Below are 22,831 nucleotides of genomic sequence, written 5' to 3'. Positions count from 1 at the left end.
CAATTTTTGAAAAAAGAACTTACTCCAAAAGAAATTGTTCAGGAACTGGATAAATACATTATCGGACAGACTGAGGCTAAAAAAAGCGTAGCAGTTGCTCTCAGAAATAGGTACAGGAGATCGTTGCTGCCCGACGATTTAAAGGAAGAAGTGACACCACATAATATCATCATGATAGGACCGACCGGTGTAGGCAAAACGGAGATAGCCAGGCGGTTAGCAAAACTGGTGGGAGCACCTTTTGTCAAAGTTGAGGCGACCAAGTACACAGAGGTCGGTTATGTGGGCAGGGATGTGGAATCCATGGTAAGAGACCTGGTAGAAGCGTCTATAAGGCTTGTAAAAGAAGAAAAATTAAATGAGGTGAGCGATAAAGCTGCGAAACTGGCTGAAGAGAGGCTGATTAAGGAACTGGTGCCTTCTAAAAAGCGAGCAAAACCGCAAACCAATCCCATGGAATTTTTGTTTTCCTTTGGGGCTCAACAAAGTGAAAATGAAGAATTTGTAGACGAAGAGATCCAGCTTAAGAGAAGACAGGTAATGGAAAAATTAAGAAATGGCGAGCTGGAGGATGAGCTTATAGAGATTGAAGTTGAAGATACGTCCATGCCGTCCATCGAGTTTATGACGAATCTAGGGCCAGAGGAGATGAATATCAATTTCCAGGATTTATTTTCAGGTATTTTAAATAGAAAGAAAAAGATAAGAAAAGTGATGGTGAAGGAAGCAAGGCGTATATTCCAGCAAGAGGAAGCGCAAAAACTTATCGATATGGATGAAGTAATATCAGAAGCTATTAGAAGGGCAGAGCAGGAAGGAATTATATTTATCGATGAGATCGATAAGATAGCGGGAAGGGAGTATTCAACAGGGCCGGACGTTTCAAGGGAAGGAGTTCAACGGGATATACTGCCTATTGTGGAAGGCAGCACTGTTATGACCAAGTACGGACCTGTGAAGACGGATTATATCCTGTTTATTGCGGCTGGAGCCTTTAACGTTTCAAAAGTTTCTGATTTGATACCCGAGCTTCAAGGAAGATTTCCTGTGAGGGTTTATCTGAACAATCTGACAGTCGAAGATTTCAAGAGGATATTGACAGAGCCTGAAAACGCGTTGGTTAAACAGTACAAGGCGCTGATGGCCACAGAAGGTATTGATGTAAATATAACTGATGAAGCCATTGAAGCCCTGGCTAAGATAGCTTATGAGATGAACGAACAGTATGAAAATATAGGTGCCAGGAGATTGTATTCAATAATGGAAAAGTTGTTTGAGGACATTTCTTTTAATGCTCCTGATGTGGATAAGGTTATAACGATAGATAAGGACTTCGTAGAAAAGCAATTAGACCAGATAATGCCGCGAAGTGATATAAACGATTTTATACTTTGATGAGGTGGTTTACTAATGAGTGATTTACTGGAAAAAACACGAAAGGTCAATAAAATACTGCAGAAGTCTGGCGGACAGCCTGTGGACTTTAATGACATAGCCCGGATCCTTAACGAGGTGCTTAATGCCAATGTGTATATAGCAAGTCGAAGGGGCAAGATATTGGGACAGATGACATTATTTGGCGTACCGGATAATTTTATTGTTGAAGGTAATAAGCTTATGGATGAATATAACACAAAACTGATGGAGATAGATGAGACTAGAGAAAACGTCATGGTAAAGGATAAATTTATTACCGTTGTCCCTATCAGCTGCGGCGGCGAAAGGCTGGGTACGCTTTTGATGACCCGAGACGAGCGATTTACAGATGACGATCTGGTGCTGGCTGAATATGGAGCTACTGTGGTAGGTATGGAAATACTCAGATCAAAGAACGAAGAAGTTGAAGAAGATGCGCGAAAAAGAGCTGTGGTACAGATGGCAATTGCCACACTGTCCTATTCTGAGCTGGAAGCCATTCAGCACATATTTAAGGAATTAAACGCCAGTGAGGGTTTACTGGTAGCCAGCAAGATAGCTGATAAGGTAGGTATAACCCGATCGGTTATAGTAAATGCGCTGAGAAAGTTTGAGAGCGCTGGTGTTATAGAGTCAAGATCTTTAGGTATGAAGGGTACATATATTAAAATATTAAACGATAAACTGCTTGATGAATTAAATAAAATTAAATAGGTAAAAACCAGGGGCCACGACAGCTATGGAAGGTCGTGGCGCTTTTTGTATCTTTGAGTATAAAAAAATGTTTCAAATTGTAGCAGATGATTCAACATGTAAACACATGAAGGAATTATAGAAGTTATGTCGAATACTAATATTCATAAGGGGGATCAGGTTATGTTTGCTAATTCAATAAATATTTTGTCAGATGCGTTAAATGCTGCCTGGATTAGAAATCAGGTTATCTCCAATAATATTGCTAATGTGGACACGCCTAATTTTAAAAGATCTATTGTGAAATTTGAAGATATCCTTGCAAGTGCTTTAGAAGGCAAAAAAGTTGTGGGGTATACTACAAATCCCAGGCATATACCCATAGGCGATGGCGTCAATGTGCAGCCTGTGATAGAGAAAGTAGATGACACATCATATCGAATGGATGGCAATAACGTCGATATTGATAATGAAATGGTTCAGCTGGCTAAGAATAATTTATGGTACGATTCGCTGATTACGCGTTTATCCGGGGAGTTCAACAGCATAAAGTCTGTCATAAATAGCGGGAGGTGAGAGATTTGTTTTTAACCGCTCTTGATATAAGTGCGACGGGATTGAGTGCTCAGAGATTGAGAATGGACGTTATATCTGACAATATAGCCAATGTAAACACCACCAGGACAGCCAATGGCGGGCCATATAGGCGAAAGGTTGTGGTATTTCGTGAGAATCAGAATACGGCATTTGATAGGATTCTCGGTAATTTAAGGGAAAGTTTTGATGGAGCGGGGGTGTCCGTGGATTCTATTCAGGAAGATCGATCTCCGTTTAAGAGGATATACCAACCGGGCAATCCCGACGCTGATGCTCAAGGGTACGTTTTAATGCCAAATGTAAATATCGTGACTGAAATGGTTGATATGATATCTGCTACAAGGGCTTATGAAGCCAACGTAACTGCAGTCAATGCTACGAAAGATATGGCGATGAAAACATTGAATATTGGCAAATAGAGGTGAATTGAGATGATCCAGCCTGTGTCGACGATAGGATTAAATGGAGTATATAATGTAAGCACTACAGGTACTTTAAGCGATGTCAAGAATAATGATGTCAATTTTTCAGAGATTTTGAGCAAAGCCATAAAAGAAATCGATAATTTGCAAAAGATATCATATAATGACGATATTTTGTTGGCTGCAGGTAAAATATCATTGCCTCAGGTCATGATAGATGCAGAAAAAGCAAATGTTGCGTTACAGATGGCATTGAGCATAAGAGATAAAATCGTAAGTGCCTACCAGGAAATTATGAGGATGCAGATATAGTAGCTGGATGGGAGTTAATATGAAAGATATATTAAATAAATATGGTGCTCAACTAAAAGAATATTGGAATAACCTGAATAAATCCCAGAAAATAAAGATCGTATTGATTCTGGCTATTACTCTTGCATCGGTATCAACTCTTATGGCAATTGTGACAAGGCCTCATTATGTGGTCCTCTATAGCGGGTTAAGCCAAAAAGATGCTGGGGCCGTGGTAGAAAAGCTAAAAAGCGATTTTAAAATACCCTATAAGATAGAAAATGGCGGCAGTACAATATTGGTTCCGCAGCAATACAGGGATGAGATAAGGATGCAGCTGGCCACGCAGGGTCTTCCGCAAAGTGGGTTTACCATTGATGATGCTTTTAAAAACTCTTCTCTGGGCATGACGGATATGGAGAGGCAGAAGCGATATATATATTTTCTCCAAAACGAAATCGCCGATGCGATAAGGACTATAAATGGCGTGCAGGACGCTCAGGTACTTATAGTAGTACCCGATGACAGCACTTTTGTCTTATCCAGTGATAGGCAGGAGGCTACGGCCGCTATTAAGGTTACATTGCAGCCAGGTGCAACTTTAAACAGACAACAGGTCAACGGTATTGTTCAGTTCGTATCAAAGAGCATACAGCAGTTAAAGCCCCAGAATATAACACTGATAGATCAAAATGGGACCATATTGAATTCATCGGATAATGGCGAAGGTTATGACATAGGCGCAGTGAATTCACAATACGAGCTGCAGCGAGAGATTGAGACAAATATAAAGAATAATGTGCAATCGCTGCTGGAACAGGTATTTGGTCCTGGCAATGTGGCAGTAAGGGTCAATGCAAGGTTGAATTTTGATACTCAAAAAGAAAATTCCGTCGAGTATTCGCCTGTAGTAGACACCAACGGTATAATAAGAAGCATACAGGATATAAAAGAAACTCAATCCAACGGCAACGGAACTGGTGGTCCAGTGGGGGCGTCATCCAATGGTACAGCTGGAAACACCCAGGTGACGGGAAATCCGTCCAGTAGCAATTATACCAAGACGGATAGGACTATAAATTATGAGATCAATGAGATAAGAAGGGAGATACAAAAAGCTAAAGGCAGTATTCAGAATTTATCTGTGGCCGTGGTGATAAACAAAAACAACCTGTCTCCTGCAGTAAAACAACAGGTGGCACAGCTGGTTGCCAATGCTACAGGTGCCAGAGTTAATGATGTAATGGTGGATTCTATACCTTTTAACAGAAGCCTTGCCAATCAAATGGCTCAACTGGCACAGCAACAGGCTATGGCGAGAACGCGGACGAATATAATCTTTGGGATTTTAGGAGCGGCATTATTGTTTGGTGGTATATTTGCGTACAGTTTTTTAAAGAAGAGGAGGACCTCAAGTATTCAGCCGCAGGTTGCGGCTCCTCTGGAAGCTGATACCGGGATATCTGAAGACAATGTTCTGGTGGACAAGTTGAGTCAGACTAGCGTATACAGAAAAGAGCTGGAGAAGCTCATAAAAGAAAAGCCCGACGTTATAGCACAATTGATAAAGACGCTATTGCAGCAAGATTGAGGTGATTTGAGCGTGGCAAAAAGTTTTAGCGGAAAGGAACTGGCTGCAAAGGTGCTTATAGCCCTGGGGCCGGAATATGCTGCGGAAGTGTTTAAGCACCTGGGAGAGCAGGAAATAGAACAGCTCACGCTGGAAATAGCCAATATTAGGTCCATATCTGCTGAAGAAAAAGAGGAGGCACTCAAGGAATTTTATGACATGTGTCTGGCGCAGGGATATATCAATGAAGGGGGAATTGAGTATGCCAGGGAAGTACTGGAAAAGGCCCTGGGCACTCAGAGGGCGTTGGAGATAATAAACAACCTTACATCGTCCCTTCAGGTAAAGCCTTTTGACTTTATGAGGAAGGCAGACCCTTCACAGATCTTAAACTTTATACAAAATGAGCATCCACAGACAATAGCTCTTGTTCTATCCTATCTCAGGCCCGAACAAGCTGCTATGGTGCTTTCGGCTTTGCCCCATGAGAAACAGGCTGATATAGCATATAGGATTGCTAAAATGGATAGGACTTCTCCTGAGATCATAAGGGAAGTGGAAAGCATATTGGAAAGAAAGCTTTCTAATATCGTGGTGCAGGATTATGCTGTAACCGGTGGAATTCAAACTATTGTCAACATCCTTAATGCTGTAGACAGATCCACTGAAAAGAATATCATGGACAACCTTGAAGTGATGGATGTGGATCTGGCGGAAGAAGTTAAGAAGCGAATGTTTGTATTTGAAGATATTGTAACCCTTGATAACAGGTCTATCCAGAGGATTTTGAGGGAAGTGGACAATCACGATATTGCGCTGGCGCTTAAAGGGGCCAGTGACGATGTGGCGAGAGTCATATACAACAATATGTCCAAGCGTCTTGCAGATATGATCAGAGAGGATATCCAGTACATGGGTCCTGTAAGGCTGAGGGATGTGGAAGACGCTCAACAGAGAATTGTCAGCATCATCAGGAAGCTGGAAGATGCTGGAGAGATCATCATTTCAAGAGGCGGTGGTGATGAGCTAATTGAGTAAGATTATAAAAGCTCCAGCGGTCGAGTACAGAGAGGTATACTATGTAACTCCATTGGTGGATAGAGGCGATGACATTAGGGCAGATGATGAAAAAGAGGACAACGAGCTTTCAGAGGCTAAAGCCCAATATGAACGGATAGTAAGTGAAGCCTTATCGCAAAAGGAAAGAATATTACAAGAGGCTGCTAAGATAGCTGAAGCGCAAAAAAAGGAGTCAGAACAGAGAGGATACCTGGAAGGAAAAGAAAAAGGTTATAATGATGGCTATTTAGAAGGCTACAAGAAAGGACTGGAAGATGGAAGAAAGGAAGCTCAGGCCATTGTAAATGAGGCAAACAGATTGAAACAACAGGTTGAAGAAGAAAGAAATAGATTGCTGAGACAGTTAGAAGTGGATGTAATAGAACTTGTATCCAGCTGTGTAGAAAATATCATAGGTGATATGGATTATAGAGAATTGTACGAAAAGGTGGTTCATGAAGCTATAACCAGATTAGATATAAGGGATACGTATGAAGTGAGGATTAGCGAAGATGATTATAAGCTATTAGATAGAGAGTATATCAATACATTACATTATAAAATAATTGCCGATCCTATGTTGAAGCACGGTGATATAGTGATAGATACTCCCAATGGCAGTATTGACTGCAGTATGATGACGCAGATAGATAATATTAAAAAAGAGCTAAGGAGTATATTGCTTGATGAGTAGGAGTATAGAGCTGGATAAATATAGCCGAATTAAAAATAAATTGTTCTACGATTACATAGGCTATGTGACGCAGGTTGTAGGGCTTACCATAAGGTGCAATCTGCCTAGAGCTGAGGTAGGCCAGTTATGTGAGATCGTAAAGGGCGATGGGCGACATGTGCTGGCAGAAGTCGTAGGTTTTGAAGAAAAGGGAGTTATTTTAATGGCGATTGGGGATACGGAGGGCATAAGGCAGGGTTGCCCTGTTAGATCCTTTGGTGAGCCGTTAAAGGTGCGTGTAGGGGCAGAGCTTAAAGGGAGGATTTTAAATGGGCTGGGGAAGCCTATTGATGGCAATGGCGATATCATCATGGGAAGTTGGAGGCGAATCCACGCTGTTCCTCCTAATCCTCTGGCAAGAAAGCCCATAAAAGAGCCGTTTTTTACCGGGATAAGGGCTATTGATGGTCTTATAACCTGCGGCAAAGGCCAGAGGTTTGGCATTTTTGCGGGAAGCGGTGTCGGTAAGAGCACCCTTATGGGTATGATAGCGAGGTCTTCGTCAGCTGATGTAAATGTCATTGCGCTGATCGGAGAGCGGGGACGAGAGGTCAATGACTTCATAGAGAAGTCGCTGGGGCCTGAGGGCATGAAGAAATCGGTGGTCGTCGTATCAACTTCAGATGAGCCTGCGATGCTGAGAATAAAAGCTGCGTATACAGCTACAGCTATAGCCGAGTATTTCAGGGATAATGGCTGCGACGTGATGTTCATGATGGATTCGGTCACCAGGTTTGCCATGGCTCAACGCGAAATAGGATTGGCAGTAGGGGAACCTCCTGTTTCAAAGGGCTATACTCCTTCGGTTTTTTCAGTGCTTCCAAAGCTCATGGAGAGGACCGGCAACGGAGATGTGGGTTCGATAACCGCTCTTTACACCGTTTTGGTAGATGGAGATGACTTCAACGAACCGGTTACAGATGCGGTCAGGAGCATATTAGACGGCCATATAGTGCTGTCAAGGAAGCTGGCTAATAGCAATCATTATCCGGCAATCGACGTGCTGGCCAGTGTGAGCAGGGTTATGTCGGATGTGGTAACGGAAGAGCACCTGGAACTAGCGGCGAAAATAAAGAACATCATGGCTGTATACCGGGATTTTGAAGACCTTATTTCCATAGGGGCTTATAAAAAAGGAAGCAATCCAGAGGTCGATTATGCAATAGAGAGAGTGAATAAAATAAATGACTTTTTAAGACAAAAGGTTAATGAGATAACTGATCCGGCGGATATTATAGAGCGGATGAAAAAGATAATAGGTGATTGATATGGGATATGTGTTCAGGTTGAAAAAAATTGCTGATTTAAATGTTCAGCGGCAAAAAAAATTAAAAATTGAATTTTCCAGAGAGATGATGAGATTACAAGATGCTGTGGAGCTTTTAAATACATATATCAGCAGAGAACGAGATATAATGGATTATTTAAAACGAATGGAGAGCAACTCTTCTTTGAGTGCTCTTGAGTATCAATACTCGTATAAAAGCCTTGAAGGTGTAAGGGGAGATATTGCGGCGCAGTATGACGTGGTAAGAAAAATACAGGAAGATGTGGACAGAATACGACAGGAGCTTGTCAAGATATCACAGGATGTAAAAATGTTGGACAAACTGGACGAAAAGTGCTATAAAGAATATATAGGCAATTTGACCAAAATAGAGCAGAAAAATATAGATCAATTTATCTGCAATAGATATAAAGTAAAAAAGGTGATATAAATGAAAAAGGTCGCTGTAACTCTCTCTATTGTAGCAGTAATTGCATTGATTTCGGGAGTATTGGTCTATTTTAACTTTTTTAATTTAAAAACGACGATCGTAAAACAATTTTCGTCAATACCCGTTGTTAAAAATATTGTAGCATCTAATTCACTGTCCTCTGCTCAGGATAAGATAAATAAAGAAATGGATTATATAAGAAACGAAAAGATAAAGTTGCAGCAGAAAGCAGACCAGCTCAATGCTAAAGAAGCTGCGTTAAAGGCAAAAGAGGATAGCCTGGCCAAATTGCAGAAATCTCTTGATGAACAGAAAAGTATGTTGCAGTCGCAGTCGGTACAAATAAAAGACCTTGTAAAATACTATGAAAACATGGATCCACAAGCAGCTGCCGGCATACTGGAAAAAATACAGGATAGCAATAAAGTGGCCATTATATTAAAGAATATGCAAAAGCAAGCAGCTGCTCAGATTATGGAAAATATGAATCCGGATACGGCGGCTAAGATCACTCAGATCATGATGGGTCAGATTGGACCGTAAAGAGGTGAGCAAATGATAAAAGGCGGATTGGTTTGTACTGTGAAAAACGATAAAATGTCGACGGTTGCAGCCAAAGATTTACAGGGTATCACAGTTAAAGAATACACGGAACCAAATATTAGCTTTAGAAAGATTTTGACATTGTCCATGGATAACCAAAAAGGTGATTCAGGTGATTCTATAGAGGATTTTGTTAATATCCTTAAATCTCATGGAATAGAGATCATGTCTTTAATAGGATTATTATTTAATAATAATAGTATTGACAATAAAATGCCATTAATAGAAAAGATGCTGACAGATAACGGCATTGAGGTAAATCAGTCTCTAAGAAATATCATATTGAAATTTATAGAAAATCCTGAGCTTTTGTTAGAAGTGACGGAAGATTTTTCGCAATTTAATAGGCTAAGCGGTGAAATGTCACAGGTTACTAATAGCGAATTTCAAAAGCGGCAGAGCGAGGATGTGCACAACGATGATAAAATTACCGCTAAAGGAACAGACATGCCATCGGATTCTGTGATTAGATTGGACAAGGATATACTGGACGCTGAGGGTCAGCAAACACCCAAAGTACATATTGAGATAAAAGGGAATCAGCAAAATGAAAAGAGTGAGATATTATTGCATCAAGGGACTAAAGAGATTTTTTTGGAAGACATAAAGGGCGAAAATAAAAAGCAAGGTGAAACGCAATATAAGGGCATCTTTGGTGGAGACAGGGTTTTAAAGGTTGTTCAGGATTTCATTCAGGATTTCAAAGCGGTAATCGATGATAAGACGGCTCCTATTGTAAATGTCTTAAAAAATCAAGGTAATATTTTGCAACAGAGTCAAGAAAGTGTGTTGCCGGTAAAGGCACAGGATGTGATCTCACAGATAGTGAACGGCGCAAGAGTATCTATAGATATGGGTGCCAGCAAGTATAGCGCTGATATAAAATTAAAGCCGGACTATTTAGGAAATATTTCCTTGAAGATTGAAATAGATAAAGGAGTTATGATAGCAAAGTTTGAGGTACAGAATTATCAGGTAAAGCAGATTATTGAGTCAAACCTTGTACAACTGAGGGATGCACTCCAGAGCCAGGGTATAAACGTTCAAAACATAAATGTGACGGTAGATACGGGAATGGGAGGACAGCTAGCCCAGGACCATGGCAATAACCAATGGAAAGAAACTGGAAGATACCGCTTTAACGAGGGTAAAGTGGCGGCGAGGAATTTTGATGATATGGTTATCGCTTTTAAAGGTGAGTCTGGTATAAATTATCTCGTATGAAGGGAGTAAGATAAATGAACGTCAATTCAGTAAATTCATCATCTTATTCAGTGGAACCTGATACATCGGTTCAAAATAATCAAATACTGGGTAAAGATGATTTTCTCAAATTGCTCATAACTCAGCTGAGCAACCAGGATCCGTTACAGCCTGTGGATGACAGAGAGTTTATCGCTCAAATGGCGCAATTCAGCGCTTTAGAGCAGATACAAAACATTAATGTCAATATGGATATGATGAGAGCTACAGCTCTCATAGGGAAGACCGTAGATGCGGGAAGTATAAGTGGGATTGTGGATGGTGTATCTATTGCCGGTAGCAAGGTGTACTTATCTGTTAATGGCAATTTAATATCCATAAGCGATGTAAAGAATGTAAAATAAAAGGGGTGGATATAAAATGATGCGTTCAATGTTTTCTGCGGTATCGGGTTTAAAAGCAGAACAGGCAGCTATGGATGTCATTGGAAATAACGTGGCTAATGTAAATACTGTTGGATTTAAAGCGAGTAGAGTTACTTTTAAGGATGTAATGAGCCAGCTTATAAAGGGTGCGTCGATGCCTCAGGACAATAGAGGCGGTACCAATCCGCAACAGGTAGGATTGGGTGTGGCTATAGGCTCTATTGATACGTTGTTTTCTCAAGGGAGCAGTCAGAGAACTGATAATCCGTTGGATGTCATGATAGATGGAAATGGATTTTTCACTGTAGGGGATCTTACTGGCAGTAAAAGCTATACAAGGGCAGGCAATTTTGGGGTGGACAGCAATGGCAATCTGGTTACAGCAGGTGGACTTTATGTGTACGGTTGGCAGGCCGATAGCACGGGAAAAGTGGATACCTCAGGGAATCTTGTTCCGCTGAATTTATATAACAAAATATCAAAGGAGGCAAAAGCCACTCAAAATATAACAATTGGCGGGAACTTAAACGCGAACCTTGCTGTTAATGACTCCATGACATATAACGAGATGATCTATGATTCACAGGGTAGGACTCATATTATCAATTTAAAATTTACCAAAACAGGTAATAATACCTGGAATTTAGAGGTTACCTCCTATGATCCGGCTCTGGGAGCTACGCTAAATCAGAACGGCACTATAACACCGGTCCAGATATTACAGCCCACGCAGATTTCATTTGATGCCAATGGCAATTTGATAAATCCTAACCCGAATCAGAATAATGGAAGATATATTATAAATTTAAGCGTGTCAGACAGCGATGGCGCTGCCAGTCCACAGAATATCAACCTCGATATAACACCACTTACCCAGTTTGCAGGGGTTGGCAATGAGAAAGATACTATAAAAGAAGTAAGCAAAGACGGCAATCCAGCGGGGACGATGGAGGGATTTAAAATCGATCAATATGGTAACATCATTGTCACCTATTCAAATGGTCAAAATTTCATTATAGGACAGCTGGCTATTGCCAGTATAAGTAATCCTATGGGTTTGGAAAAGGTTGGTGATAACCTTTATAAGTTAACCCCGAATTCAGGTGAGGCAGAATATGGGGCCGCAGGTACCGGCGGTCGAGGAGTATTAAATCCAGGCTCGCTGGAGATGTCTAATGTGGATCTGGCGCAGGAGTTTACAAATATGATCATAACACAGAGGGGATATCAGGCTAATTCCAGGGTTATAACCGCATCAGATACTATGTTACAAGACCTTATAAATATCGTAAGGTAATCAAGGTGATATTCTTTGATAAAAGTCAACAGGTTAAATGGTAAGGAATTTGTCATCAATGCCGATCTCATAGAGTGCATTGAGGCCACGCCTGACACAGTGATAACCCTTACAACAGGGAATAAGTACGTGGTACAACAAAGCCTCGACGAAGTTATAGAGATGGTATTAAATTATAAAAGGCAAATAAATGGATGCTTTAAGGTGGTGGAATAGTTGGATGTAGCATCGCTTGTAGGTTTAGTAGCCGGTTTCACAGTCATTATCTGGTCAATAATGATGAGCGGCAGTATTGCCACCTTTATTGATATTCCATCTGTATTGATAACAATAGGTGGTACTATTACGAGTACTCTGCTTTCCTGCCCGATGTCAGTAATTATCCAGGCGTTTAAGTCGGCAAAAAGGGTATTTTTTCAAAAATCAATGAAATCTGAAGAGATCATAGAAAGGATAATTCAACTGGCTAATGTAGCCAGGAGGGAAGGCCTGTTAGCGTTGGAGGATGAAGCTAATGGGATTGAGGATGAATTCTTAAAAAAAGGCATACTTTTGGTTGTGGATGGTACGGACCCGAAACTTGTAAGGGATATTATGGAAACGGAGTTAACCTTTATTGAGGAAAGGCGTAAGGCTGAAAGCGGGGTATTTAAAACAATGGCTACTTTTGCCCCTGCCTTTGGAATGATAGGAACTCTTATCGGCTTGATAAACATGCTCAAGAATCTTAACGATCCATCAAAGGTTGGTCCGGGTATGGCGGTTGCCCTTATAACCACCTTTTACGGTTCAATACTGGCATATGTGTTATTTATACCTATAGAGAAGAAAATGGACAGCAGGAGCAAGGAGGAGTCATTAATAAGAGAAGTGATGATTGAAGGCATTTTGTCGATACAGGCAGGTGAAAATCCTAGAATAATAGAGCAGAAATTAAGGGCATTTTTTGATAGACCCAAAAGAAGACAAGCAGATGAACAATTAGAGGGTGAGCTGGATGCGCAAAAATCGCAGGTTTGAAGAGGATGAAGGAGTTTCCAATGAATGGCTCAACACTTACGCGGACTTGATGTCGCTTCTTTTAACATTTTTTGTTTTGCTTTTTTCAATGGCTACGATAAATATCAACAAATTTCAAACCCTTATATTATCTATAAACAGAGGTTTAGGCATTGAGCAGATCAGGAGTATTGATCTGAAATCAGGAGAACAGCTTAACACGAGGATATTTGAAGATAAACCTCCTAATCAGGATGAGTTAAAAAAAATTTACGAAAAATTGGGCAAATATATAAATGAAAACAAAATGAACGATAAAATAAAGCTGGTGCTGGATGAAAGAGGTTTGACCATAAGGTTTGTAGATACAGTGCTTTTTGATACAGGTAAGGCGGATTTAAAGCCGGAGTCGTTAGAGATATTGAGCAAAGTTTCTAACATAATCAAGAATGATAATCATCCGATTAAAATAGAAGGGCATACAGATAATGTGCCTATAAATAATAGCAAATATCCCAGCAATTGGGAGTTATCAACAGATAGAGCTGTGACCGTTTTAAAATACCTGGTGAACGTACATCATTTTCCACCGGAAAGGTTATCGGCTGAGGGCTTTGGCGAGTATCGCCCTGTTGTGCCTAACAACAGCGATGCAAACAGGGCCAAAAATAGGAGGGTTGATATCGTCATACTTAGAAATCGCTCAGAGTAATCGTTAAAAATCGCTAAAGGAGGTGTATTCCGTAATAGCTACCGTTGGTAGTGCATACGGTTGTATAATATGAAGAATGTTTATCTTGTAATAATAATAGTACTGCTCATGATAATAGCCGGTGGTTTTGCTTATTTTATGTATATGCAGAATACGGGCAATGCAGCAAAAGCCAATATCCAACCTCAAACCTATTTTTATGTTCTCGAGGGCGATCTTATAACAAACCTTAAGGATGCAAACAGGTATATAAAGGTGAATATAGAACTGGAGTTTGCGGATAAAAAAGTTGAGAACGAGCTTAAAGAAAAGAATGCGGTGATCAGAAATGCTATTATATCTATTTTGAGGAGTCAAACATCAACCCAGGTATCCGGAGCAGAAGGACAGGAGAGGATGAGAAAGCTGATACTTTCAAAGATAAATGAGATTTTACAAAAGGGTAAAATCGTCAATGTATATTTTGATAATTTTATAGTACAGTAGGTGAATTTTATGGCAGAGATATTGTCACAGAGCGAAATCGATGAACTCCTCAATGCTCTGAAGTCTGGAGAACTGGACATAAATGAAGCTAAGAACATTCAAAGAGAGCACGCGTTAAAGGTATATGATTTCAGAAGGCCTAATAAACTCTCAAAAGAACAGCTGAGGACAATAGGCTTTATTTTTGAGAATTTTTCGCGATCTCTTTCTACTTTTTTGTCAGGTTATCTTCGCACCAATGTAGAGATGGAAGTAAATACCCCAGAACAGATAACCTATTATGAATTTATAGCGGCGGTGTCCAATGTGGCTCTTTTTGCGATAATAGATTTTGCGCCGCTTAAAGGGTCTATTATAATGCAAGTGTATAATGACACGGTGTACACGATGGTCGATAGGATATTGGGCGGGAATGGTGAAGGTTCTGTTATTGAGAGAGATTTCTCGGAGATCGAGTTAGCACTCATGCGCAAGGTAATCAACAGGATCCTTATTATACTCGACGATGCGTGGCAGGTGATGGTTGATGTAAAATCGAAGGTAGAGAGGATAGAGACCAATGCGCAGTTTATACAGATAGTTTCACATAATGAAGTAGTTGTTGTGGTCCCCATAAATGTTAGAATAGGTAAAAAAGAGGGATTTATCAATTTTTGTATACCCTATGTGGTTATCGAGCCTATTGTGCCCAAGTTAACCGCAAAGTCGTGGTTTTCAGGGAGCAGCGAAGTTGCAGACCAATGGGTTGTTGAGAAGATAGAAAATCGCATAAAAAAAGCTTATATAGATATCAGGGCTATTTTGGGCAGCACTCATATTAGTGTATCCGATTTTATAGATCTGGGTGTGGGAGATGTAATCAGGTTGGACAACCGTGCAAATGACGATATAATAATAATGGTAGATGGCAAACCAAAATTTAGGGCAAGACCAGGCTTACACAAAAAAAAGCTTGCTGTAAAGATTACAGGAATTATTGAAGGAGGTGAAGACGATGGACGATAATATGCTGTCCCAGGAGGAAATTGACGCACTTCTTAAAGCAGTAAACAGTGAGCAAAATTCTTCAGCACCAGTTGAAGATTTGACGGACCAGGAAAAAGACGTTCTGGGTGAAATAGGAAATATAAGCATGGGTACCTCTGCCACTACCCTTTATACATTGCTCAGAAACAAGGTGTCCATAACCACACCCCAGGTTAAGGTGATGACATGGGACGAACTTAGAAGTGAATACGCCATACCTTATGTAGGAGTACTGGTAGAGTATGTTGAGGGCTTAAAAGGATTTACCATGTTAATTTTGAAAATAGAGGACGCAAAGAAAATAGCCGATCTTATGATGGGTGGAGATGGTACCAATGCAGATATGGAATTATCGGAGATAGTATTAAGTGCAGTAGGCGAAGCTATGAATCAGATGGTAGGTTCTGCGTCTGTGTCCCTCTCTAATATGTTATATACCAAAATTAATATATCGCCACCCAAGGTTTATGTGGTCAATTTTGACTCTGATGAAATAAAAGATATCCCTATATATGGGCAAAAAATTGTCAGAATATCTTTCAAGATGATAGTAGGAGATATAATTAAGAGCGAAATCATGCAATTATTGCCTTTGGATTTCGCTAAAGCTCTTGTTGAAAAACTTTTAAGTGGCCAACAGAGCCAATCGTCACCAGAGTCAACAGCTGAAGAAACAGGTTCTGCGGCGGAGGAGAGCACTTATAAAAGGATTGACGATGTTGAGATGAGGCCTTCAAAAGCGGAGGAGAAGGAGGCAATTACATCTACAGAAAAATCCAATAATGCTATAAAGAGCAGTGACAAAACAGTAAAGGTTTCCCCGGTGAAATTTCAGGAACTGGAAGATGAGCGAGTAGAGAATATTTCTAATAAAATTACGCTTATAAAGGATGTGCCGCTTGAGGTGACTGTAGAATTGGGTAGAACCCATAAACTCATAAAAGAGATATTGGAACTGGGTCCTGGATCTATTATAGAGTTGAATAAGATGGCGGGAGAACCTGTGGATATACTGGTAAATGGGAAGAATGTGGCAAAAGGCGAAGTGGTTGTTATTGATGAAAATTTTGGTGTTAGAATTACTGAAATTTTATAAAATGGAGGTTGAGGGGATATGAAGAAGATTCTCGTTGTGGATGATGCAGTTTTTATGAGGATGATGCTTAAGGATATATTAAAGAAAAATGGTTATGAGTCAATTGTGGAAGCTGAAAATGGTGTTGTGGCAGTGGAAAAGTATAAAGAGGAAAAACCTGATCTAGTATTAATGGATATAACCATGCCTGAGATGGATGGTATACAGGCGGTAAGAGCTATAAAAGCTATAGATCCAAATGCAAAGATCGTCATGTGCTCAGCTATGGGTCAGCAGGCTATGGTTATAGAAGCGATACAGGCTGGCGCCAGGGATTTTATCGTAAAGCCCTTTCAACATGACAGGGTAATTGAGGCTGTGAAAAAGATATTAGGGAGTTGAACATGCTTTTACAGATTTTGTGGACAATATTTTCTCTTGGGATAGTAATAGCCATAGCGTATTTTATCCTGCTGTTATTAAAGAAAAAGGGATTTGGTAAAGTTGAAGGCACATATATAAAGGTTCTGGATGTTGTGCAGGTAGGTCAGGACAGGCAGTTGCTGTTGGTTGAGGTAGAAGGTAAACGCCTCCTTATTGGGGTTACAAACAGCAACATAAGATTGATATCAGAATTGAGAGAATCAAAAGATATTCATTACACAGGTGACAGAGATGAACAGTTTTAGTTTATTAAAGAATATTTTAGATAATCCCGGCAACATGTCAACGGCTATACAGCTTATGCTGGTGCTTACTGTATTAACCCTTGCACCGTCTATTTTGATAATGGTGACGTCTTTTACGAGGATAATTGTGGTATTTTCATTTTTGAGAAACGCTATGGGCACACAACAAATCCCGCCGAACCAGGTACTTATAGGGCTTTCGCTTTTTCTGACATTTTATATCATGAGCCCTGTGGCAGCGGATATAAATAAGAATGCGCTGCAGCCGTATATTAAGGGCCAGATAACACAGGATGTGGCATATCAGCGTGCTATGCAGCCCTTACGGCAGTTTATGTTTAAGCAGACGCGTAAAAGCGACCTGGCTCTTTTTATGAATATAAAAGGTCAGAAGGCATCTTCGCTGGATCAGGTACCAAACACCGCTTTAATCCCTGCATTTATTATCAGCGAATTAAAGACGGCTTTTGAAATCGGATTTATACTTTATATTCCATTCCTGGTGATAGATATAGTAGTATCCAGTATATTAATGTCGATGGGTATGTTTATGCTTCCACCTGTGCTTATATCGCTGCCTTTTAAACTACTGCTGTTCATAATGGTTGATGGTTGGAATCTTGTGGTTAAATCTATTGTCATTGGCTTTAGGTGAGGTGGTGTAAGTGGATCAAGCTACGGTTATCGATCTAGCCAGAAAAGCATTGTACACGGCCTTGTTAATTGGAGGTCCTATAATGCTATTGTCTATGCTTGTGGGTTTAATTATCAGCATATTTCAGGCCACGACGCAGATACAGGAGCAGAGTTTAACATTTATACCTAAAATCGCTATTGTGGCCATCGTATTGTTGATCTTTGGCCCGTGGATGATGACAGTAATGAAAAATTTTACTGAAGACCTCTTACTCAATATACAGAGGTATATAAGATGATTATGCCTGCGGTCTTAAAGTACGTTTATATCCTGGTTAGAATTTCAGGCCTTTTTGTCTTTGCGCCATTTTTCAGCTCAAAAATTATTCCTGTGTACATAAAAGCGGGACTTGTTGCCTCGCTGGCTTATATTGTAAGCCAGTCAGTTCCTATAACCATTGAACCTGTAGATGATGTTGTGGCATTTTCGCTTATAATTGCTAAGGAATTTATTGTCGGGATGGCACTGGGGCTTGTAAGTGAGATGTTGTTTGATGCCCTCTATGTGGCAGGAGAGATCATGGATCTGGAATTGGGATTTGGTATAGTCAACGTATTTGACCCTTTTACACAGGCTCCCAGGCCGCTGATGGGGAATTTTGTATTTTATTTATCTCTCATGGTTTATCTGGTGATCAATGGCCATCATAGGCTCATAGAGGCTGTAGTGACAAGTTATAAGTTTGTTCCCGTCAACGGGATGACAGTCAGTGGCTCTATGATAAAAAAACTGGTAGAAGTTTTTGGCGAGATGTTTGTACTGGGAATCAAGATAAGTGCCCCTGTTTTGATAGCCATATTTTTAACAGATGTAAGCCTTGCCCTGTTGTCCAGAGCGGTACCTCAATTAAACGTATTTATAAATGGAATGCCTGTAAAGATACTTATAGGTTTTGGGGTGGTAATGCTTATGCTACCTATGTTTCTCGTGTTGCTCGATGTGCTTTTCAATAGCATAGACTATAATAATCTTCAGATGATGAGGCTGATGCGGTGAAACTTCAATTATTTGCAGAAGAAAGAACGGAAAAGGCCACCCCGAAAAAGAGGCACGAGGTAAAGAAAAAAGGGCAGGTATTTCAAAGTAAAGATTTAACGGCAGCGGCCATAATTCTTGTATCAATACTGGCTATAAATGCCATGTTGCCGTTCATATTGGTGACCACAGAGAATTTTATAAAAGATATACTTACGACATACATAGTCAATAGCCATGACCTGTATACAGTAGCTAACTTACAAAAATTTTTTACCTTCATCCTGGGGGCGGTAGCAAAGATCGTTGTGCCTATAATCATATTGATTGCTGCCACAGGTCTTCTGCTTACCTATGGACAGGTAGGTTTTGTGTTTACAGGTGAGACCCTGGGATTTAAATTGGAGAGGATTAACCCTGTGGAAGGTTTTAAGAGGATTTTTTCTATGAGGGGAATAGTGGAGCTTATTAAGGCTTTGTTGAAGACCACCTTGATAGGTTATATGCTTTACAGTACTATCAGGTTACAGATAAATAAGCTGCCACAGCTCTTAGATATGAGCGTAATAGACATCATGAATTACCTTATGAGAGCATTAGTAGATATAGGTCTAAAATCTGGTATGCTGATTCTAGCCATATCTGTTTTAGATTATCTTTATCAATGGTGGGATTTTGAACGCAGCATCAAGATGACGAAACAGGAAATAAAAGATGAAATAAAGGAAATGGAAGGTAATCCTCAAATAAAATCTAAGATAAGGGAAAAACAGCGCAAAATGGCATTAAAGAGGATGATGAGTGAGGTGCCAAAGGCGGATGTAGTGATAACCAATCCTACCCATTATGCTGTAGCTCTTAAGTACGATATTTCAGTGGCCAGCGCACCTGTAGTGGTAGCAAAAGGTGTGGACTTTTTAGCCCAGAGGATAAAGGAAGAAGCCCAAAAAAATCATGTGCCCATTGTGGAAAACAGAGAACTCGCCAGAAATCTGTACAATATGGTAGATGTGGGCGACATGATACCGGAAGAGCTATACTATGCGGTTGCAGAAGTGCTGGCGTTTGTCTATAGTATAAATAGAGATAAGAAGGTGAGAGGTTGAATGGAAATTTGAAGTACGGGGATATTGCGGTATCCGTCATTATACTTGTTGTCATTTTGATGATAATAATACCCCTTCCTCCACGCGTATTGGACGTCATGATAACGCTTAATATATCGCTTTCAATTATGATATTGCTTACAACCATGTTTATAAACAAATCCCTGGACTTTTCCATATTTCCGTCTCTGTTGCTTATAACCACCTTATTCAGACTGGCGCTAAATATATCCAGCACGAGGCTTATCTTGAAGGATGGGTATGCCGGAGATGTCATACAGGCCTTTGGTAGCTTTGTAATAGGAGGGAATATCGTCGTAGGCCTTATTGTGTTCCTGATTATCATCGTAGTACAGTTTATCGTTATAACAAGAGGAGCTGAAAGGGTTGCGGAGGTAGCCGCCAGGTTCACACTTGATGCTATGCCTGGGAAACAGATGGCAATAGACGCAGACCTCAATACCGGGATTATAAATGATGCTGAGGCCAAAAGGAGGAGGCAGGAAATACAAAGAGAGGCAGATTTTTATGGTGCAATGGATGGCGCCAGTAAATTTGTAAAAGGGGATGCCATAGCCAGTATAATTATAACACTTATAAATATCATAGGAGGCATAGTTATAGGTCTCGTTTTCAATACGGGGATGGACATAGCAGCGGTATTTAATAAGTATACCATATTGACGGTGGGAGACGGGCTTGTATCCCAGATACCTGCACTTCTCGTATCTACAGCCACGGGTATAATTGTGACCAGGGCTGCTTCTGATTCTAACCTGGGAAATGATGTATTAAAGCAATTGCTTGTACAGCCCAGGATTTTGATGATCGCGTCAGCGTTTCTGTTTGCTATGGGCTTAATAGGATTACCCAAATTGCCTAATTTTATAATGGCAGGTATCTTTGGCTATCTTGGCTATACTTTAAAACAGTCGTATAAGGTAAATGAATTGAAGGAAACGCAAGCAAAAGGTGCTAAAGAAGCGGAAGAGATGAAAAAAATTGAAAATGTGCTGCCGCTGGTGAAAGTTGACCCTATTGAACTGGAGTTTGGATATGGACTTATACCTTTTGCTGATGCCAACCAGGCCGGTAATCTCCTCGATAGGGTTGTTATGATAAGGAGACAGCTGGCCCTGGAGCTGGGCGTTGTGATTCCTATGGTTAGATTAAGGGATAATATACAACTTGGTAACAACGAGTATGCCATAAAGATTCGAGGCAATGTCGTTGCAAAAGCCAGTGTCATACCCGATAGTTATTTGGCTATGAATCCAGGAGGTGCCAAAGAGGACATTATGGGCATCAAGACCGTCGAACCTGTCTTTGGGCTTCCAGCTATTTGGATAAGTCAATCGCAGATCGAAAAAGCTGAAATGTCAGGGTATACCGTGGTCGATCCTACATCTGTTATAGCAACGCATCTGACAGAGGTCCTAAAAAGGCATATTCATGAGATACTGACAAGACAGGATGTTCAGCAGCTCATAGATAATATTAGGCCGGATAATAATGCCTTGATAGATGAACTTATACCTAAAAATATGTCTTTGGGAGACGTACAAAAGGTATTGTGCAATCTCTTGAGGGAGCGAATACCCGTAAGAGATATGGTGACCATATTAGAGACGTTGGCTGATTACAGCCCTATCGTAAAGGATGTAGACCTGTTGACGGAGTATGTAAGACAATCGCTTAAGAGGACGATTACAGGTATTTATGCAGTTGATAACAAGATCTATGCTATAACGTTGGATCCAAATCTGGAAAAACTTATTGCCGATTCTATAAAAAAGACAGAGATGGGGTCTTATTTATCACTGGATCCCGGCAAAATCAATGCTATAGTAAATAATATAGCAGAGGGACTAAAAAAATTTGTCTCGGCAGAACAGCAGCCTGTCATTCTCACATCACCGGTAATAAGACCCTATGTTAGACAGATCACTGAACCCGTATTCAGGGACTTACCAGTATTATCGTACAATGAATTATTGCCTGAAATTGCAATTAATGTGCTATGGAAGGTGAATGTACCATGATGATAAAAAAATATATTGTAAGCGATATGCTTGAGGCACATATGAAAATAAAAGCTGAGCTGGGGGAGGATGCCATAATCCTTTACACAGCGAGGCGCAGAGAAAAGGGCATAAAGGGTCTATTCAAAAAGGCTAAAATCGAGGTTATAGCTGCGGTGGAAAATAAACAGGATGATTTGAATTTGAGGTCCATTAAAAAGGATATAGAGATTATAAAAAGAGAAATACATGTTCAAAAAAGTGCGAATGATGCCGATGATAATATATATGATAATTTATTAAAGAAAGGATTCAGTCCCAATGTAGCAAGGGAAATCTCAGCAATGTATAAGAATGGCGAGGATACGAGCGATTTGAAAAATTATTTCATCAGAAAGATTGGTTTTGCCTCACCGCTAAAGCTGAATTCAAAGCCTACTGTTGTGCTTTTTGTGGGGCCTACAGGGGTAGGGAAAACCACTACTATTGCCAAAATGGCTGCTAACTATGTGTTAAATTACAATAAAAACGTAGCATTTGTAACGGCTGATACTTATAGGATTGCTGCCGCTGAACAGCTCAAAATCTATGCAGATATGATTGGTGCGCCTATCAAAGTGGTTGACAATAGCTTTGAATTGTCTCTTGCTATAAAGTCTTTCGAGGATAAAGATATTATATTTATAGATACAGCGGGAAGAAATCACCGAAGCCAGTATCAGATGCAAAATCTCAGAGAACTAATTAAAAATGTCAAAATAGATGAAGTATACCTGGTGATCAACTCATCAGCTAAATATATTGATATTTCCAGGATTCTTAAGGAATTTTCTTTTTTAAAATATAAGATCATTTTTACAAAATTAGATGAAGCAGAAAATCTTTGCGGTATATTGGAGACAAGGTATTTGACAGATGCCCCTTTTTCATATGTCACAACAGGTCAAAGCGTTCCCGATGATATTGAGCTGTTGAATCCGGCGAAGGTTGTAGAGGAGATTTTGGGAGGAGATTAATT

General features: G+C 40.1%; 28 protein-coding genes. All 28 read left to right on the top strand.

Annotation, left to right across the window (positions count from 1 at the left end; all coding sequences use genetic code 11):
* Window positions 1-6 precede the first annotated feature (6 nt).
* The 28 genes from hslU to BUB87_RS05100 all read left to right on the top strand — a co-directional run bounded on the left by hslU (window position 7) and on the right by BUB87_RS05100 (window position 22,829).
* Window positions 7-1,395: an ATP-dependent protease ATPase subunit HslU gene (gene hslU, locus BUB87_RS05235; RefSeq protein WP_073342399.1), complete on the top strand. Its 1,389-nt coding sequence runs from the start codon at window positions 7-9 to the stop codon at window positions 1,393-1,395.
* 15 nt (window positions 1,396-1,410) lie between these two features.
* Window positions 1,411-2,130, top strand: a complete 720-nt coding sequence (gene codY / locus BUB87_RS05230) for a GTP-sensing pleiotropic transcriptional regulator CodY (protein ID WP_073342397.1) — start codon at window positions 1,411-1,413, stop codon at window positions 2,128-2,130.
* Window positions 2,131-2,292: 162 nt separating this feature from the next.
* Window positions 2,293-2,685 carry a flagellar basal body rod protein FlgB gene (gene flgB / locus BUB87_RS05225; protein ID WP_073342394.1) on the top strand — a complete coding sequence of 131 codons (393 nt, stop codon included), beginning with the start codon at window positions 2,293-2,295 and terminating at the stop codon, window positions 2,683-2,685.
* Between the two features lie 5 nt (window positions 2,686-2,690).
* Window positions 2,691-3,125, top strand: coding sequence for a flagellar basal body rod protein FlgC (flgC, locus tag BUB87_RS05220; RefSeq protein ID WP_407641824.1), 435 nt, complete (start codon window positions 2,691-2,693; stop codon window positions 3,123-3,125).
* Between the two features lie 12 nt (window positions 3,126-3,137).
* Window positions 3,138-3,440, top strand: coding sequence for a flagellar hook-basal body complex protein FliE (gene fliE, locus BUB87_RS05215; RefSeq protein WP_073342389.1), 303 nt, complete (start codon window positions 3,138-3,140; stop codon window positions 3,438-3,440).
* A 19-nt stretch (window positions 3,441-3,459) separates the two neighbouring features.
* Window positions 3,460-5,010: a flagellar basal-body MS-ring/collar protein FliF gene (gene fliF, locus BUB87_RS05210; RefSeq protein ID WP_073342386.1), complete on the top strand. Its 1,551-nt coding sequence runs from the start codon at window positions 3,460-3,462 to the stop codon at window positions 5,008-5,010.
* 12 nt (window positions 5,011-5,022) lie between these two features.
* Window positions 5,023-6,027: a flagellar motor switch protein FliG gene (gene fliG / locus BUB87_RS05205; protein ID WP_073342383.1), complete on the top strand. Its 1,005-nt coding sequence runs from the start codon at window positions 5,023-5,025 to the stop codon at window positions 6,025-6,027.
* Complete coding sequence (locus BUB87_RS05200; RefSeq protein ID WP_073342380.1) at window positions 6,020-6,742, top strand: FliH/SctL family protein; 723 nt, start codon at window positions 6,020-6,022, stop codon at window positions 6,740-6,742. The genes fliG and BUB87_RS05200 overlap by 8 nt, the downstream gene beginning before the upstream one ends.
* On the top strand, window positions 6,735-8,048 hold the full coding sequence (gene fliI, locus BUB87_RS05195; protein WP_073342378.1) for a flagellar protein export ATPase FliI: 1,314 nt from the start codon (window positions 6,735-6,737) through the stop codon (window positions 8,046-8,048). Before BUB87_RS05200 ends, fliI begins: the two co-directional genes overlap by 8 nt.
* Before the next feature lies 1 nt (window position 8,049).
* Window positions 8,050-8,499 carry a flagellar export protein FliJ gene (locus BUB87_RS05190; protein ID WP_073342375.1) on the top strand — a complete coding sequence of 150 codons (450 nt, stop codon included), beginning with the start codon at window positions 8,050-8,052 and terminating at the stop codon, window positions 8,497-8,499.
* Window positions 8,500-9,042, top strand: a complete 543-nt coding sequence (locus BUB87_RS05185) for a MotE family protein (protein WP_073342372.1) — start codon at window positions 8,500-8,502, stop codon at window positions 9,040-9,042.
* Window positions 9,043-9,054: 12 nt separating this feature from the next.
* Entirely contained in the window at window positions 9,055-10,326 is a 1,272-nt protein-coding gene (locus BUB87_RS05180) for a flagellar hook-length control protein FliK (protein WP_073342370.1), read from the top strand.
* Between the two features lie 14 nt (window positions 10,327-10,340).
* Window positions 10,341-10,709, top strand: a complete 369-nt coding sequence (locus tag BUB87_RS05175) for a flagellar hook capping FlgD N-terminal domain-containing protein (protein ID WP_073342367.1) — start codon at window positions 10,341-10,343, stop codon at window positions 10,707-10,709.
* 16 nt (window positions 10,710-10,725) lie between these two features.
* Complete coding sequence (locus BUB87_RS05170) at window positions 10,726-12,027, top strand: flagellar hook protein FlgE (protein WP_073342364.1); 1,302 nt, start codon at window positions 10,726-10,728, stop codon at window positions 12,025-12,027.
* A 15-nt stretch (window positions 12,028-12,042) separates the two neighbouring features.
* On the top strand, window positions 12,043-12,243 hold the full coding sequence (locus BUB87_RS05165; protein ID WP_073342362.1) for a flagellar FlbD family protein: 201 nt from the start codon (window positions 12,043-12,045) through the stop codon (window positions 12,241-12,243).
* Window positions 12,244-13,047, top strand: a complete 804-nt coding sequence (locus BUB87_RS05160; RefSeq protein ID WP_073342359.1) for a flagellar motor protein — start codon at window positions 12,244-12,246, stop codon at window positions 13,045-13,047.
* Complete coding sequence (locus BUB87_RS05155; protein WP_073342356.1) at window positions 13,025-13,738, top strand: OmpA/MotB family protein; 714 nt, start codon at window positions 13,025-13,027, stop codon at window positions 13,736-13,738. The genes BUB87_RS05160 and BUB87_RS05155 overlap by 23 nt, the downstream gene beginning before the upstream one ends.
* A 69-nt stretch (window positions 13,739-13,807) precedes the next feature.
* A complete protein-coding gene (locus tag BUB87_RS05150; protein WP_073342354.1) occupies window positions 13,808-14,224 on the top strand; it encodes a flagellar basal body-associated FliL family protein in 417 nt (138 codons plus the stop codon).
* 9 nt (window positions 14,225-14,233) lie between these two features.
* Window positions 14,234-15,229 carry a flagellar motor switch protein FliM gene (gene fliM / locus BUB87_RS05145; protein ID WP_073342351.1) on the top strand — a complete coding sequence of 332 codons (996 nt, stop codon included), beginning with the start codon at window positions 14,234-14,236 and terminating at the stop codon, window positions 15,227-15,229.
* The gene (gene fliY, locus BUB87_RS05140) at window positions 15,219-16,346 is read left to right on the top strand and encodes a flagellar motor switch phosphatase FliY (protein ID WP_073342347.1); all 1,128 of its coding nucleotides are present in this window, start codon (window positions 15,219-15,221) and stop codon (window positions 16,344-16,346) included. Before fliM ends, fliY begins: the two co-directional genes overlap by 11 nt.
* A gap of 18 nt (window positions 16,347-16,364) precedes the next feature.
* Window positions 16,365-16,727, top strand: a complete 363-nt coding sequence (locus BUB87_RS05135) for a response regulator (protein WP_073342344.1) — start codon at window positions 16,365-16,367, stop codon at window positions 16,725-16,727.
* A gap of 2 nt (window positions 16,728-16,729) precedes the next feature.
* Entirely contained in the window at window positions 16,730-17,014 is a 285-nt protein-coding gene (gene fliO / locus BUB87_RS05130; protein ID WP_073342341.1) for a flagellar biosynthetic protein FliO, read from the top strand.
* Window positions 17,001-17,669 (top strand): flagellar type III secretion system pore protein FliP, encoded by a 669-nt coding sequence (fliP, locus tag BUB87_RS05125; protein WP_073342339.1) that lies wholly within the window; start codon window positions 17,001-17,003, stop codon window positions 17,667-17,669. Before fliO ends, fliP begins: the two co-directional genes overlap by 14 nt.
* A 10-nt stretch (window positions 17,670-17,679) precedes the next feature.
* Window positions 17,680-17,949, top strand: a complete 270-nt coding sequence (gene fliQ, locus BUB87_RS05120) for a flagellar biosynthesis protein FliQ (RefSeq protein WP_073342336.1) — start codon at window positions 17,680-17,682, stop codon at window positions 17,947-17,949.
* Window positions 17,946-18,707 carry a flagellar biosynthetic protein FliR gene (gene fliR / locus BUB87_RS05115; protein WP_073342333.1) on the top strand — a complete coding sequence of 254 codons (762 nt, stop codon included), beginning with the start codon at window positions 17,946-17,948 and terminating at the stop codon, window positions 18,705-18,707. The genes fliQ and fliR overlap by 4 nt, the downstream gene beginning before the upstream one ends.
* Window positions 18,704-19,792 carry a flagellar biosynthesis protein FlhB gene (gene flhB, locus BUB87_RS05110; RefSeq protein WP_073342331.1) on the top strand — a complete coding sequence of 363 codons (1,089 nt, stop codon included), beginning with the start codon at window positions 18,704-18,706 and terminating at the stop codon, window positions 19,790-19,792. Before fliR ends, flhB begins: the two co-directional genes overlap by 4 nt.
* Window positions 19,793-19,800: 8 nt before the next feature.
* Window positions 19,801-21,834, top strand: coding sequence for a flagellar biosynthesis protein FlhA (gene flhA, locus BUB87_RS05105; RefSeq protein ID WP_073342439.1), 2,034 nt, complete (start codon window positions 19,801-19,803; stop codon window positions 21,832-21,834).
* Window positions 21,831-22,829 (top strand): flagellar biosynthesis protein FlhF, encoded by a 999-nt coding sequence (locus tag BUB87_RS05100; protein WP_073342328.1) that lies wholly within the window; start codon window positions 21,831-21,833, stop codon window positions 22,827-22,829. The genes flhA and BUB87_RS05100 overlap by 4 nt, the downstream gene beginning before the upstream one ends.
* Window positions 22,830-22,831: the final 2 nt, after the last annotated feature.

Source organism: Caldanaerobius fijiensis DSM 17918 (genome assembly GCF_900129075.1).
Classification (GTDB): domain Bacteria; phylum Bacillota; class Thermoanaerobacteria; order Thermoanaerobacterales; family Caldanaerobiaceae; genus Caldanaerobius; species Caldanaerobius fijiensis.
This window is presented reverse-complemented; position numbering and strand designations above follow the sequence as displayed.

Bases quoted from the DNA above. Each gene is read 5' to 3' on its own strand.
- codY (WP_073342397.1), top strand. From the start codon at position 1,411: ATGAGTGATTTACTGGAAAAAACACGAAAGGTCAATAAAATACTGCAG.
- flgB (WP_073342394.1), top strand. From the start codon at position 2,293: ATGTTTGCTAATTCAATAAATATTTTGTCAGATGCGTTAAATGCTGCC.
- fliE (WP_073342389.1), top strand. From the start codon at position 3,138: ATGATCCAGCCTGTGTCGACGATAGGATTAAATGGAGTATATAATGTA.
- fliF (WP_073342386.1), top strand. From the start codon at position 3,460: ATGAAAGATATATTAAATAAATATGGTGCTCAACTAAAAGAATATTGG.
- fliI (WP_073342378.1), top strand. From the start codon at position 6,735: ATGAGTAGGAGTATAGAGCTGGATAAATATAGCCGAATTAAAAATAAA.
- BUB87_RS05190 (WP_073342375.1), top strand. From the start codon at position 8,050: ATGGGATATGTGTTCAGGTTGAAAAAAATTGCTGATTTAAATGTTCAG.
- BUB87_RS05185 (WP_073342372.1), top strand. From the start codon at position 8,500: ATGAAAAAGGTCGCTGTAACTCTCTCTATTGTAGCAGTAATTGCATTG.
- BUB87_RS05180 (WP_073342370.1), top strand. From the start codon at position 9,055: ATGATAAAAGGCGGATTGGTTTGTACTGTGAAAAACGATAAAATGTCG.
- BUB87_RS05175 (WP_073342367.1), top strand. From the start codon at position 10,341: ATGAACGTCAATTCAGTAAATTCATCATCTTATTCAGTGGAACCTGAT.
- BUB87_RS05170 (WP_073342364.1), top strand. From the start codon at position 10,726: ATGATGCGTTCAATGTTTTCTGCGGTATCGGGTTTAAAAGCAGAACAG.
- BUB87_RS05155 (WP_073342356.1), top strand. From the start codon at position 13,025: ATGCGCAAAAATCGCAGGTTTGAAGAGGATGAAGGAGTTTCCAATGAA.
- BUB87_RS05150 (WP_073342354.1), top strand. From the start codon at position 13,808: ATGAAGAATGTTTATCTTGTAATAATAATAGTACTGCTCATGATAATA.
- fliM (WP_073342351.1), top strand. From the start codon at position 14,234: ATGGCAGAGATATTGTCACAGAGCGAAATCGATGAACTCCTCAATGCT.
- fliY (WP_073342347.1), top strand. From the start codon at position 15,219: ATGGACGATAATATGCTGTCCCAGGAGGAAATTGACGCACTTCTTAAA.
- BUB87_RS05135 (WP_073342344.1), top strand. From the start codon at position 16,365: ATGAAGAAGATTCTCGTTGTGGATGATGCAGTTTTTATGAGGATGATG.
- fliO (WP_073342341.1), top strand. From the start codon at position 16,730: ATGCTTTTACAGATTTTGTGGACAATATTTTCTCTTGGGATAGTAATA.
- fliP (WP_073342339.1), top strand. From the start codon at position 17,001: ATGAACAGTTTTAGTTTATTAAAGAATATTTTAGATAATCCCGGCAAC.
- fliR (WP_073342333.1), top strand. From the start codon at position 17,946: ATGATTATGCCTGCGGTCTTAAAGTACGTTTATATCCTGGTTAGAATT.
- BUB87_RS05100 (WP_073342328.1), top strand. From the start codon at position 21,831: ATGATGATAAAAAAATATATTGTAAGCGATATGCTTGAGGCACATATG.